The organism is Pseudomonas sp. G5(2012), assembly GCF_000408945.1.
GTDB classification, from domain to species: Bacteria; Pseudomonadota; Gammaproteobacteria; order Pseudomonadales; family Pseudomonadaceae; genus Aquipseudomonas; species Aquipseudomonas umsongensis.
In genome coordinates, this window is sequence record NZ_APIO01000081.1 from 1 (window position 1) to 11,625 (window position 11,625).

Genomic DNA, 11,625 nt, shown 5'->3' on the forward strand with positions numbered 1-11,625 from the left:
CTAGAATTTCCGATCCCAAAATTTGAAGCCCAGTTTCCATGCTCGTGAACTCATCAATCCGTCCGATGAAGTTGGCGTGGCTATTATCGAGCCCATTTTTTACGCCAATCAGTCCAACCGTCAACGGCAGACCACGTTCATCGAAGGAGACCTGACACCGAATCAGCCGGTAGACCTCACCGTCGCGCGAGTTCTGAAGATACGCCCCCTCCCCGAACCCGGCCTCCCCCAAGATCTGGTACGAGATTCCTTGCATGATATGAGGTCTTGAAACCAAAAAGCTCACGACGTCATCCCGGGAAAGATTCTTTGCTTGCTCCCAGCCGTCCTGATCTACTGATCTCAACAGCGCCAAAAGCTCAGATCTCACCCGCGCAACGTACGCCATCACCCTCTCCATCGCTAACCCATTACTCGACTCGCTGAAAAACCGTCATAGCAATAAGGCCCTTCCCGTCAGTGGTCGGTCGAGTAGTTATTTGCCAGCCCGACGCGGTACCAAGATTTCTCACACCCTTTTGCTGCTCACCATAGCGGCGAGCCTTGTCTTTCTCCTGCTTCGCAGTCAGCGTTTTTACCCTGTCCGCCTCCCGAACGATCCGGGCCAGCCTCGAAAAAACGTTGTCGAGCTTACACTCGCCCTTCGTTTCATCCAGGTACTCGATAACTGCATGGTACGTGAGGTAGATGCGGCCAAACGTAGGATTATCGACGAAAGGCTGTGGCGGTGGCTCGCCGTCCCACTTCACGCTGATGCCTGGATGCTCCAGCGCGACCCAGTCCTCCCCTTTCTCGACTGAGATGTTGTCCAGACCGAGGAGTTGTGTCCGAAGGGCGTATGCGTACTGGTAGAGCTCCTCTTTGGAACTGGTCACCAGCAGGAGGCGCTTTACAGCGCCACGGGAAACCACGAGCTTCAAATTCCGTGAGGTTCGATTTGACCCAGCGAGCTCCAGCCAGATCAGGCAGCACCAAGCGCCATATAGTTCTACGAAGTCCAGGGCATTGGGCCCGAGGTCTTTAGAGACGTGGACATCCACAGTGCGGAAAAAACGATCGTCGCCATTGAACTTGACCTGGTACAGGCCTGGCGTAGCTGTTGTTGAGGTGCTGAGCTTGACCACTTTGAATGTCATTGTTCGGATCTCGATTGCGATGCTTGAAGACTCGCACGTCTTACTGGAATGCAAGCGGACAATTCTACCCGACTCCTGATCGATCTCATGGCCATAAAAAAAGGGCCAGCTAAATTAGCTGGCCCTTTTGGTTTCTTGCATGCGGTCGCTTGCGACAATCTTTTCGAGAATGTCGGCAGCCTCCATTGTGTATGGCCCTTCAAAGATGACGTTGAGTCCATCTTGAAGGGACTTTGCATGGGCCATGATGTACCGACGTGACGCCGGTACCCGGTACCGGCTTACCAACAGCAATCGGTAATCCCCTGCGCTCCCACTAAAACCGCTGGGCGGTGAGAATGGGTCGAGGGCATTGGCGCCTGGCGAGGTGACAATACGCACCGGGTCATACAGATAAGATGTGACGCTCATCAAGCCGCCCTCCTCATCTGTGGGAACCCCATGCATCCAAGCTGCACCAGCACATCATTCCAGTCGACTGACTTTTCGCCTTCCAACAGCGGCAATGACGGAGTCAGTATCTGAGCTTGGATACCCTTCTCCCAGAGACGCTTTTTAAGGTTCATGCCAGCCTCTTCACCGCGACCGGAACGGTCCTTATCGATCCAGATCCTGACGCGTTTTGTGCGAGGGCCAGGCTCGAAACCCTCCAACAACGTTGCATTCACCAGTGAGTGAACCTGCACAGCGAAGTTGGTACCGGTTTCTATTGCCCAAGCTGTTTCCAGCCCCTCACAAACATCAATTTCCTCCTTGTCCCAAGCCCCCACAAAAATGCCACCGCCAGTAACAAGCTTGTCGGTAGGATACATGCACATTTTCTTGGCACTCTGGACGGGTGCTTTCAGACCCTTCTGGGTTAGAAAGTACCGGTGGAGCGTGATAGGGAGCCCTGCCTTAGTAACTTTCGCGACAATGCCGGGAAAATCACCTTCGAACTCACCATCCTCGTTGTAGCTCGAGAGGCTCGGATGAAACCGAACCACCCTTTCGACACCCTCACGATCCCAACAGAGAATCTTGCGGCTGGCCAAATACAGTCGGGCCGGCTCAGCATCTGCATGCGTGAGCGGGATACTGCCCTTCCATAGCTCATTGAGTTTTTTGCTGTGATAGAGGTTTGAAGCAGCCTCTCTTTCCTCAAGTTCTTTCCGACGAGCCGCGAGCGCCTGCTCGTTGGCCCGGTTTACCTTCTCCTGCTGATTCTCATCTTCAGTCGAGCGAATTCCCAGGAAGTCACCAACGTCGGCCACAGCATCTGCAAATCCGTAGTTCTTCACCCACATCAGCAAGCTGAATCCATCGGGGTACGTTCCACAGGTGTTGCACATACCGCCGCCAGAGTCTTGAAAATCCTTACGGAAGAACTTGAACCCATCGCCGCCACGACCAGCTACCCCATGGACAGGGCACTTGGTGTGTCGACCTGGTTTATCAAACGCTCGGGAATCGATCTCAGGGCACAAGTCCCTCAAAATCACATCCCAGCCTTTAAGCTTCGCCGCATTACGTACAACTTCGGCTTTCAAATTTCTCATAGTGCACCTCCAGGTAAGCCCAACTCGGGACTTCCCCAAGCCACCGAAACGGGAGCTTGGGGAAGCCCCGAGCCGGGGGAATAGGACACCTGAAGGAACTCCACCCCTTGAGGGGGCAAAGCCCCCCAGGGGTGGTTAAGCTGCCAACCGCAACCGCGGTTTCATCAGCTTCAAGTAGGTATCGCGCGCTTCAGCAATCGCCTCGCGCACAACATCACGTGTGTCTGTACAGAGCCCCTTGATCGAGGGATCACGACTGAACCCGTAGATATCAAGCTCAGCCAGTGAAGCGATATCGTCGCCGTCATCATCTAGCATGGTGACGGTGACTTTGAGGCTGAAGCATTCGATCTCCCCATCCATGATTTGCTGGATGGTTTGGTCGAGGTAGACGAGCTCTTCCTCGGTTTCAAAGACATCGAAGTCATCCGGGCACTTAAAAACATCAACCCGAAAGTTGGAAGTTTGAAAGGTGCGCAGCTTTGTCTTTTCGGAGACATACGCATCGAGGAGTTTGTACCCTCGGTGCGCAAGCTCCGAACCGGTGGCCACAACATCATCGGCAAGCGCAGCGACCAGTCGATGAAGAGCAACCTTTTGAGCGGGTCCACCTAGTTCATAAGCTGGAGTGAGCTCGACGTAAACTGGATCGATACTCAGGGAGGTCGATCGTTCATGTACGTAGCGCATTCCAGAGTCCCGGGTGATCTCCAGTTTTTCGGATAGCACCAGGCCATCCCAGACAGTCGAAGAAACATCCGGAACAAGACGCGAAGCAAGACGCTTCACATCCAACTCACCAGTGAAACTTGCACCATCGCCCTGACAACAGCTCAACGAAAAATCGACGTTCTCAGCTGGGTAGCCGTTTAACACCAGGTAGCGCTGCATCAGGGTTTTGATTGCGTGGTTAGTAGACATAAAGGGACTCCGGTAATTGGAGCCCACTACCCCTATTGGGGCATGTAGGCCCCGATAGGGTTTGGTCAATCAGTGGATTTGCTTCGTTCTAATTCGAGTGAGAAAGACATCCCAGGCCAGATGGCCGTGGGAAACAACCTTCCCATCATCCACCAGCACACGGCGCTTGCCGGTGAAGCCGGTATCGATGGCGAAAGCAGTCTTGTCTCGAGCATTCGGGTAACGAGCGAGCAGTGCACGCAGTGCTGCATAGTGTCGAAGTGCGAAGGCACGGCGAACGACGTTCGCAATACCTCCACAGCGGGACACGGCTTCTGCTTCGACGCCACGCGTCAATGCTTCAGCCTCACCGGTAGTGAGTGTCATAGTCTCGCGGAGTAGCGCGACCAAACGGGGGTAGGACTTCATTTCTTGGTCCCATCCTTCTGTTTGATCGGTAAGCCGCAAATGCTGCTCATCATGCTGACAAAGCTTTCATCGCTGAGAGCCTCTTGATAGTGAGCAACCCGATTTTTGGCGTGGGGCTTTGGTGGTGACGGGAGGGGCTTCTGTGCATTACTCATACACGTGGCTCCATCTTCACAACCAGGTCACCCCGCGTCACATACGACGTGCTACAGCCGAACAGTGATAAAGCTCCAATCGGCTTTGCAGGCGAAGAAATCATAGAAGTACCTCCAGAATGGAGGTGAGATGCCCACCCCGAGTGGGGAAGGACCCCACCAGAATGGTTGGAACAACGGTGTTACGACAGGATTAGACCCAATGTCCGGCGAGCGCCTGGCACAGGGCCGCGTTAATCAAATAACGTCGAATACGAAGTCGACGATGATGATCACGAGATTCAGTAAGTCAGACATGTTGCACCTCAATTTTAGTTTTAGTGCAAGGTCTCCCCTACAAGGAGAAACCCCTGCAGGGTGGGTTAGCCAGAATGGCCAATGTTGATGCTGCTTTAGGGACGCGCAGCTAACGCCTTCTCCGATCGCAACAGAGCGATAGGAAGAATCTTTGCTTGGGAAAACTGGAGCTTTCCGAAACAACCCTTGAGGTCGGTCGGTGGCCTGCTGGCCGAGAGGATGCTGATCACAGCTGGTTGAAATATAGCACTCGGCATTTTGAGATGGAAGCAGGGAGGAATCCCCCCTGCTCCAATCACCTACGCACGTTTCTGAACCATCTCGTCCCTCATCGCCCGGAGCAAGTCCAGGTGATACGAGCGAAGCTCCGAAGCAGCAATCGTTGAACATGCTGCCGAGATTTCGTGAACCAGTTGAATGAATTCACGAAGATGCGCCGTGGTGGTGATCCCGCGCTCACAGTAGCTGGCTTCAATCTCTTGCTGAGTAACGTCAACTTGAGACGCCAGGTAGAGAGGACGGTCCCTCCTGTCCAGTAGCAGAACTTCCGTAACACCATCATGGGCACCTTCAGGAAAGAGTGCCGCTTTTCTGCGCTCGATGATCTCGTTGAAATGCGAGAGAACCAGCGCTGGGTTATTGGAAATCTGAGAAACCGGAAAATTGTTCATGAAGCCTCCAACACGAAAGTCGAGGCCTCTCCCCTATCGGGAAAAGAACCCGACGGGGTTTGCTGCATATGCAGCGTTACGCCACAGATGTGGCAAGTAGGATCACCAGGATGCTTCGACTGCGTCCATCATGATTTGCAGTCGCAACAGCGGTAGCTTCATAAGCCACGTTCTGGATTCAGTAGTGAAACTCGCCAGCAAAGTAACCAGTCGACCGTGCTCTTCGAGCTCAGCGAACGTGGTGACCTTTGCCAGACGCATCCTGCATTTGATTGAGCGAAACTCGTCGCGCTCAATCGTCGTCAACAACGACGCCTCATCACATTCGATTCCATTTGAGCGCATGCGCTCCATACGAAAAGGAAGTGACTGAGCGACCTTATTGAAACCAGCTGCCACGAGCTGTTGTGAAATATTCATGTTGCCTCCAGTGGTTAGAGACAACATTCCCGATCGGGAGCGATTGTCCCAATGGGTTGAATGGCGAGTGCCAAGGTGATGCTGCATAGAGTTGCAGCTGACTATCGTCCTGGAAACGCATTGTTCGCAGGTGGATTCGGTTGAGAGACTCGCCTCGTTAGAGGAGGTTCTCCAAACCGAACACTCTCCCCAGACCGGGAGAGATTCGGAAGCGCCCCTCTTTTACAAGAGGGGCGAGGACAACAGTTAAAGACCTTTATTCGCTTGGTTCCTGACTTCCTTAATCGCCCCAACGAGAGGAGCGAAAAAGATCGCCGGCGCAGCTTTCGCCGCAACAACGAACTCAGCTTTGAAACCTTTGATGAAACCTACAAGGTGTTTGCGAATCATGGTCAGCTCCTCGCGTTACATGAATTCAGCATATACCTTGATCGGTCTCTGTTCAAAGCGAATTAGGCCGCTTTTGGGGTCCCACCATCGGAGTCACGAGCCTGCAGCTTTCGCCACTGAAAGATAACACCCGATATCGCCCCACGAACGGGAGCAAAATAGATGGCGGGGGCCTGCTGAGCTGCCTTCACAAACTCAGTTAGGCAGTGCTCAACCAGGGAACTTTTATTACCGCTATTAATGCCCATTTTGTCTCATCTCCTTGACTGCAGCCCACGAGGTAAAGCCCAGGAACGACAGAAAGGTAAGCGCATCGACCACCAGGATCGCGTGCTCGAGGAACGTAAGAACGCTGAGCGTGAACTCGGCGACGTGGTACTCACGAAGTTTGTGGACAAGCCATCCGAGAAATACGGAAGGCGTGGCAATTATTATGAAAATGCCGGAACCCACAACCGTGTGAGCGAGGAAATGCACCAACGGCGCATACCAGGGTTTCTGATGCGGAGAGCTATTTTGGTTCTCCATGAGGGACACTCCTTTTGTGTGCGGGAGGCCCTACCCCGCAGGGATAGAGGCTCCCCGCGGTTGCTGGATTGCTGAAATTAAGGGATCAGCTGCACCTTTACTGCTTCGTCCTATATGGACTCAGCGCGAACACGAATTCCATTACGGTCATCGTGAACAAACACATCTTTAGGCACCCTGCAGGCGGGTTTTTATGCCACATGGACAGTTCCCAGTTGCGCATCCAGAAGCTTGCCTTTGTGTTCGAGCCAGTTGCGAATTGCTTCGCACTGGTCGGGATCAAAGCCAGAGTTTTCCCCCATTCGAACAAGGTTAAGAATGATCTCAGAGGTGTAGTTCTCTTCAACAATTCCGGCGAACACGAACCTTGCTTTGGGGATGGACTCAGGAGCATTGCCAGAAAGGGATTCGATCTCATCACCGTGATTGGTAAACAAGTCTTCGATCATCCCAACCTTGCCGTGTTGGACCGGGCAACTCTGTGAGAGCTCAGGTCCAAGTTTCGTGTGAAAGTGTCGCACCAGCCCATCGATCAACTCGATAATGTCGGGCAACCCGGCCTGCTCATCCCGCACAAAGACGCGAGCTCCTACAAAAGCCCCGTACTCACAGCGGGAGATAACCGTCCTCTCGCATATTTCGATGTCGTTATCGCTCCGATCTGCATAGATCGCTTGCGCGGCTTTTGCGAAAGGGTTTGTGCTTGAATCAACACCAAAATAGTTTTCGCAATCAGCAAACGTCAAACCTGCGTCAACAGCGACCTTAAGCAGGTCCAACGGCGATGGCGCCGCCGCCATCTGAAGGTCCAATCGCTCGTTTCCGACCAGGTTGTTTTGATTATTCATGTCGCGCTCCAAAAGGAGCCGGGCATGTCCCCAACGCGGGGGCATGTTCCCGGCGGGGTTTGATTAGTGAATTTATTGCCTAAAGGCCGAAGCCTCTCAGCGTCGTCATTGAATCAACCACCCAGGGGTAAACCCCGAGTGGTGATATGGCCCTCACCGCATAGTGAGGGGCCGCGACCACCTATTGATGCTGGATGGTCGCTTCATGGAACAGGAAGGCTACCGATCTTGCTTCGTTACATCGCCGGTTAATTTATCCGTAGTGGTACTTAGCAAATCCCATAACGCTACAGCGGGTGCCCAAAAGCCTTGAAGGGTTTCTTGTACACCGCGCTTGAAGCCACGAATGAATGCATTCATAGCCATCTCCAATAGTTTTCCTGTTTGCATAAGGGCATGCCCCAGGCCGCCCCGTTAGTAACGGTTCAGGCCAGAAGGGCCTTGCTGGCGTGGTAGGTCGAATAGATCGTCCACCAGCCCAAGAACACGCAGTCGCTGTACAAGATCACATGTTCCAAGAGTTTCAGAACTGGGACCAGGTCCTTACCGGCCTCGAAGCCCCCCACCCAACTGGTAAGGGTCGAGATCAAAAGGCTCGCGAGCACGAGCAGGGAAAACAAAATGACTCCCATGGCCAAGTGGCCAAGGAACTCACCAATGATGCCAAGATTTTTTTTCATAGGTTTAACTCCGGGTTGAGGCGGAGCTAACCCCCGACAGGGAGCTAAACCCCGCCGGTTTGATTTAATGCTACAGTAGTGCAGCTGCTTTCAATTCGAACCAACATTGGTTCGAGTGAAACCGCTTGAGCAATGCTCTTGCCGAAGCGGTCTCTACACCGCCCCAGGACTTCCAAGGGCGGTGCGAGACATATCAGACAGCTAGCCGGTAGGTACCGGACGAAACCCAACCGGGATGTGATGCACCCGATGGGGAGAATTTAGATCTGACCGTTGTCGCACATGCTGTAGCACTGCTTGCCGACGATGATGTGGTCTATGAGCGTCACCTCCACAAGCATCAAGGCCTGCTTCAGAGATTCCGTCATGGTGAGGTCCTCAGGCGAGGGGCTGCAATCACCACTGGGGTGGTTGTGCGCCAGAATCACCTTTGGGGCATTGTGCTGCAGTGCGCGTTTGGCAACTACGCCAGGATGGACACCTACATGCTGATGGCCGCCGGCGAAGAGCTCTTCAAACGCAATGAGCCGGTGCTGGGCATCCAGGTATGCAACGCCAAAGACCTCGCGGTCTTTCTCGCCCAGCTTGAACTTGAAGAAATGCCGAGCGCGATCCGGACTGTCAAAGCGAGCACCCTTTGCAAATCGCTTGTTGATGATCTCCTTCGCGGCCTCGATGATTTCATCGGCCGTGACGGTGTCTCCGAGCAACTGAAAAACATTAGGGTTGTCGACCGATTCGATAAACATTGTGGAGCCTCCGGTAGCGATGGAGGCTCCCCCCATAAGGGGATCGCCCCCAATGGGTTAAAAGTTTGTTTAAGGTCCGCAAGAGCCAAAATGCTCAGGCGATAATCCCGATTTCAAGATCAGCCAGTACAGGCCCCAGATCCGTGGGTGAAACATCAAAGCGCGTTAGCCACAATTCCGTGTTAGCCAGCGTCACACAGTTGCTGTCATCAGGATCCCAATCCCCAGATTTGTCATCCTCGAGATAGAGCATCCGGACAGCATGATTGCTCTCGACGAGGATTTCATCATTGGTTGTGCGACGCACTACAACTGTGGGAACAGGCTCAAACTCTGCAGGCGACACAGACAATGCCCATCCCTGCTCCTGAAGCGTGACCACGAGCGAATCCGTGGATGGGATCGCGCCTCGGATATCAGTGCCAATGCCGTACTGCTGCATTAGACAGAGACCCATGGATGATGTGAAGAACAGCGAAACCGCGTTCTTCATATCAGACGCGTCAACCTTCAAAGTCACTTTGATTTTGTCGGCTGTAAAAGCACAGTGGTAAGAGACATTTTGCATAGCGAACTCCATGAGCGAGCGAGGCCATGCCCCTGGTAGGGGCTTGAAGCCCCTTAAGGGATTGTGATTGCTGGTAAACCACCAACTGGGCATCTCACCTCCTGACATCAGGGGGTGAAGAATCAATTGCTTTCGCAAACACAGCTTGGGAAAGCAGTCGAGAAACGAGAGGGAGTCAATAGAGGTGCTGAAGGGTCAGCTGTATTCCGAAGCATCCGGTGGAGATGCACGGTGAATATACGACAAATTAATCCTACCTGGTAGCGCGAGAACTTCGACCGCCCCGAGTTAGGGACGATCGAAGAGTCGCTGTGTCACGCCGCCAGATAGCGGTCGGGGCTGAAGACTTTGGCGTGCCGTTCGTAGTACTGGAGCAGGTCGTTAAACCTTTCCGTCCTCTCCCTGACACTGACAAAGTGCGCAGTCGCCGTGGGTGCCTCATTACGCAGAAGCTCAAGTGAATTTCCATCATCGAGCTCCCACAGAAAAATCGTGCATTCAGAGGTCTTTGCAGTCCCCTTTCGAACGATTTTACGATTCCCCATCATCCTCGCGGCCTGGCAAATTACATTCATCACATGGCACCTCTGATCGAGGCGAACATGTGCCCCTGACGGGGAACCTGCCCGCCAGGGTTGATAAACAATTACAGCGTTATCCGTTCAAACGAGACCTACAGTCTCCGAGTGCCGTTAACCACCCAGACTGAAACACCAAACACCTCCCCAAGAGGCATGCCGCCCCCTGGGGAAAGTTTTGGACACCTTGCCTACACCGACATCGCAAGCTCGGTCTGCTGCCCACTGACGTACTTCGGTGGAAGGTTGGTGGTGGTATCGATTCCCATATGACATACCGGACCGATTCCACACACTCCGCCCCCACAGACCTGCATGCAGTAGCTGTTGATCCCCTCCTCCTGGAGAGCTGAGTAAACAGGATTGATAACCTGGTTACTCAATGCCATACCCAGTGCTTCACCAACCGCCTGAAACACGGGATACACGACCGATTGACCGAGGACCTCATGAGCAGTCGTTTCTGACAACCCATCCACCATAGATGGCGGAATCCCCTTCAAACGTGCGTGCTCGGTAGCGGTAAACAACCTGCTGAGCTCTGACTTGGACGGGTCAGGATGTTGCAGAAATGGCTCTGTGCTCCGTCCTTTGAAATAGCCACGCTTATGGTATATGCGTTGAAACGTTGCAGAGCTGGAGCTACCGATGCCAGACGTCCCTTTCTGCGAAATCCGAATGATCCGTACTGCCTCCAGCGGCCTCAGACCGTACCTTCTGGTGGACGGAGTTCCGGTAATTTTAGCAAACCTCTGGGCCGAGGATTTGCTTCAAAAATCACGCCTCAACACCGTCGAAAACTACCTTCGTGACGTTGCTATCGCGTATGAGTGGGCTCTCAGCCGAGGTTCCCCACTGGAGGGAAAACTTGAGCGCTTGGCGGTCTTCAGTTCAACCGAGCTGACCTCGCTGGCCGAACGCCTCTGCTCCACCAACCGCGGTGCGGAAGCCAGCCAATCGACATGCGCGCGACGGCTCGAATCCATCAAATCATTCATAGACTTCTCTTTTGAGCATTACGTAGAGCTCAATCGACTTAGCCTACTGGAGCAAAGTCAAGCTGAGAAAAACAAAAATAAGAATCTCCGAAACCTTCACAAAAAAGTCATTAAGATCGCGCAGCAATCAGAGCCATCGCTCCCTGCTACCCCGCTTGATTCAGATGAGCAAGCTTTACTCAAAAGCGTGTTAAGTCCAGGTGACTCGAGAAACCCCTTTAAGAGCGTACAAACACAGGCCCGTAATCACTGCCTGTTTTTGGTTATGCTTGAAACACTTGCCAGGCGTGGCGAGTTGGTTCTCATAGAATTGAACGACGTTGATCTTGGACCCTCTCCAACCATCCGCATCAAACGCCCAAGCGATATCAACAGGGAGCGAAGAAAAGACGGGGCAAGCCTTAAGACACGCGGAAGGGTAGTCCCAATAAGCGCTTCGCTAGCCGCGAGCCTGAACGAATATATCTCCGATCATCGCGCAAAGCTTCTCAAACCCAGAAGGCCTTGCACTGCCCTTTTTGTAAGCTCTCGTGATGGTCGACGATTGTCTGCTCGGACCGTAAACACGGTTCTTCGAACCGTCGCAGCCTGCCTCGGCCTACCTAAATTCTCAACGCGGATTCATCCGCACGGACTGAGATCGACTGGTGCAAACATAGCCCGCAAACGACTTGAGAATAGCGGCGCACCTAGCATTAACGTAAAGGACGCCTTGGCGTATCTAGGGAAACTCTGAAAAA

General features: G+C 53.3%; 16 protein-coding genes. 1 reads left to right on the forward strand and 15 read right to left on the reverse strand.

The genetic code is table 11. The annotated features are described in order from the left end of the window. The 15 genes from PG5_RS22845 to PG5_RS22910 all read right to left on the reverse strand — a co-directional run. Positions 1 to 388: hypothetical protein (locus PG5_RS22845; protein ID WP_042955668.1), on the reverse strand; the 388-nt coding region annotated here is incomplete at its 3' end. Between the two features lie 22 nt (positions 389 to 410). Further along, a complete protein-coding gene (locus PG5_RS22850) occupies positions 411 to 1,136 on the reverse strand; it encodes a hypothetical protein (RefSeq protein ID WP_020799503.1) in 726 nt (241 codons plus the stop codon). Positions 1,137 to 1,250: 114 nt separating this feature from the next. After that, complete coding sequence (locus PG5_RS22855; RefSeq protein WP_042955669.1) at positions 1,251 to 1,547, reverse strand: hypothetical protein; 297 nt, start codon at positions 1,545 to 1,547, stop codon at positions 1,251 to 1,253. Continuing rightward, positions 1,547 to 2,674, reverse strand: coding sequence for a toprim domain-containing protein (locus tag PG5_RS22860; protein WP_020799505.1), 1,128 nt, complete (start codon positions 2,672 to 2,674; stop codon positions 1,547 to 1,549). The genes PG5_RS22855 and PG5_RS22860 overlap by 1 nt, the downstream gene beginning before the upstream one ends. Before the next feature lie 135 nt (positions 2,675 to 2,809). Then, entirely contained in the window at positions 2,810 to 3,595 is a 786-nt protein-coding gene (locus tag PG5_RS22865; protein ID WP_020799506.1) for a hypothetical protein, read from the reverse strand. A gap of 69 nt (positions 3,596 to 3,664) precedes the next feature. Further along, positions 3,665 to 4,003 carry a hypothetical protein gene (locus PG5_RS22870; RefSeq protein WP_042955670.1) on the reverse strand — a complete coding sequence of 113 codons (339 nt, stop codon included), beginning with the start codon at positions 4,001 to 4,003 and terminating at the stop codon, positions 3,665 to 3,667. After that, positions 4,000 to 4,158, reverse strand: coding sequence for a hypothetical protein (locus tag PG5_RS34285; RefSeq protein ID WP_155943743.1), 159 nt, complete (start codon positions 4,156 to 4,158; stop codon positions 4,000 to 4,002). The genes PG5_RS22870 and PG5_RS34285 overlap by 4 nt, the downstream gene beginning before the upstream one ends. A gap of 596 nt (positions 4,159 to 4,754) precedes the next feature. Continuing rightward, complete coding sequence (locus PG5_RS22875) at positions 4,755 to 5,126, reverse strand: hypothetical protein (protein WP_020799508.1); 372 nt, start codon at positions 5,124 to 5,126, stop codon at positions 4,755 to 4,757. A gap of 102 nt (positions 5,127 to 5,228) precedes the next feature. Beyond that, positions 5,229 to 5,546: a hypothetical protein gene (locus PG5_RS22880; protein ID WP_020799509.1), complete on the reverse strand. Its 318-nt coding sequence runs from the start codon at positions 5,544 to 5,546 to the stop codon at positions 5,229 to 5,231. Between the two features lie 246 nt (positions 5,547 to 5,792). After that, on the reverse strand, positions 5,793 to 5,936 hold the full coding sequence (locus tag PG5_RS34290; protein ID WP_155943744.1) for a hypothetical protein: 144 nt from the start codon (positions 5,934 to 5,936) through the stop codon (positions 5,793 to 5,795). Positions 5,937 to 6,173: 237 nt separating this feature from the next. After that, a complete protein-coding gene (locus PG5_RS22890; protein ID WP_020799511.1) occupies positions 6,174 to 6,464 on the reverse strand; it encodes a hypothetical protein in 291 nt (96 codons plus the stop codon). A 191-nt stretch (positions 6,465 to 6,655) separates the two neighbouring features. After that, positions 6,656 to 7,312: a hypothetical protein gene (locus tag PG5_RS22895; protein ID WP_020799512.1), complete on the reverse strand. Its 657-nt coding sequence runs from the start codon at positions 7,310 to 7,312 to the stop codon at positions 6,656 to 6,658. Between the two features lie 425 nt (positions 7,313 to 7,737). Beyond that, positions 7,738 to 7,992: a hypothetical protein gene (locus PG5_RS22900; protein WP_020799513.1), complete on the reverse strand. Its 255-nt coding sequence runs from the start codon at positions 7,990 to 7,992 to the stop codon at positions 7,738 to 7,740. 260 nt (positions 7,993 to 8,252) lie between these two features. Then, positions 8,253 to 8,741 carry a RadC family protein gene (locus tag PG5_RS22905; RefSeq protein ID WP_020799514.1) on the reverse strand — a complete coding sequence of 163 codons (489 nt, stop codon included), beginning with the start codon at positions 8,739 to 8,741 and terminating at the stop codon, positions 8,253 to 8,255. A 94-nt stretch (positions 8,742 to 8,835) separates the two neighbouring features. After that, positions 8,836 to 9,309, reverse strand: coding sequence for a hypothetical protein (locus tag PG5_RS22910; RefSeq protein WP_155943745.1), 474 nt, complete (start codon positions 9,307 to 9,309; stop codon positions 8,836 to 8,838). Between the two features lie 1,226 nt (positions 9,310 to 10,535). Here PG5_RS22910 and PG5_RS22925 point away from each other — a divergent pair. Continuing rightward, positions 10,536 to 11,621 (forward strand): tyrosine-type recombinase/integrase, encoded by a 1,086-nt coding sequence (locus PG5_RS22925; RefSeq protein ID WP_020799518.1) that lies wholly within the window; start codon positions 10,536 to 10,538, stop codon positions 11,619 to 11,621. The last annotated feature ends 4 nt before the right edge of the window (positions 11,622 to 11,625 follow it).

Bases quoted from the DNA above. Each gene is read 5' to 3' on its own strand.
- PG5_RS22850 (WP_020799503.1), bottom strand. From the start codon at position 1,136: ATGACATTCAAAGTGGTCAAGCTCAGCACCTCAACAACAGCTACGCCA.
- PG5_RS22855 (WP_042955669.1), bottom strand. From the start codon at position 1,547: ATGAGCGTCACATCTTATCTGTATGACCCGGTGCGTATTGTCACCTCG.
- PG5_RS22860 (WP_020799505.1), bottom strand. From the start codon at position 2,674: ATGAGAAATTTGAAAGCCGAAGTTGTACGTAATGCGGCGAAGCTTAAA.
- PG5_RS22865 (WP_020799506.1), bottom strand. From the start codon at position 3,595: ATGTCTACTAACCACGCAATCAAAACCCTGATGCAGCGCTACCTGGTG.
- PG5_RS22870 (WP_042955670.1), bottom strand. From the start codon at position 4,003: ATGAAGTCCTACCCCCGTTTGGTCGCGCTACTCCGCGAGACTATGACA.
- PG5_RS34285 (WP_155943743.1), bottom strand. From the start codon at position 4,158: ATGAGTAATGCACAGAAGCCCCTCCCGTCACCACCAAAGCCCCACGCC.
- PG5_RS22875 (WP_020799508.1), bottom strand. From the start codon at position 5,126: ATGAACAATTTTCCGGTTTCTCAGATTTCCAATAACCCAGCGCTGGTT.
- PG5_RS22880 (WP_020799509.1), bottom strand. From the start codon at position 5,546: ATGAATATTTCACAACAGCTCGTGGCAGCTGGTTTCAATAAGGTCGCT.
- PG5_RS34290 (WP_155943744.1), bottom strand. From the start codon at position 5,936: ATGATTCGCAAACACCTTGTAGGTTTCATCAAAGGTTTCAAAGCTGAG.
- PG5_RS22890 (WP_020799511.1), bottom strand. From the start codon at position 6,464: ATGGAGAACCAAAATAGCTCTCCGCATCAGAAACCCTGGTATGCGCCG.
- PG5_RS22895 (WP_020799512.1), bottom strand. From the start codon at position 7,312: ATGAATAATCAAAACAACCTGGTCGGAAACGAGCGATTGGACCTTCAG.
- PG5_RS22900 (WP_020799513.1), bottom strand. From the start codon at position 7,992: ATGAAAAAAAATCTTGGCATCATTGGTGAGTTCCTTGGCCACTTGGCC.
- PG5_RS22905 (WP_020799514.1), bottom strand. From the start codon at position 8,741: ATGTTTATCGAATCGGTCGACAACCCTAATGTTTTTCAGTTGCTCGGA.
- PG5_RS22910 (WP_155943745.1), bottom strand. From the start codon at position 9,309: ATGCAAAATGTCTCTTACCACTGTGCTTTTACAGCCGACAAAATCAAA.
- PG5_RS22925 (WP_020799518.1), top strand. From the start codon at position 10,536: ATGCCAGACGTCCCTTTCTGCGAAATCCGAATGATCCGTACTGCCTCC.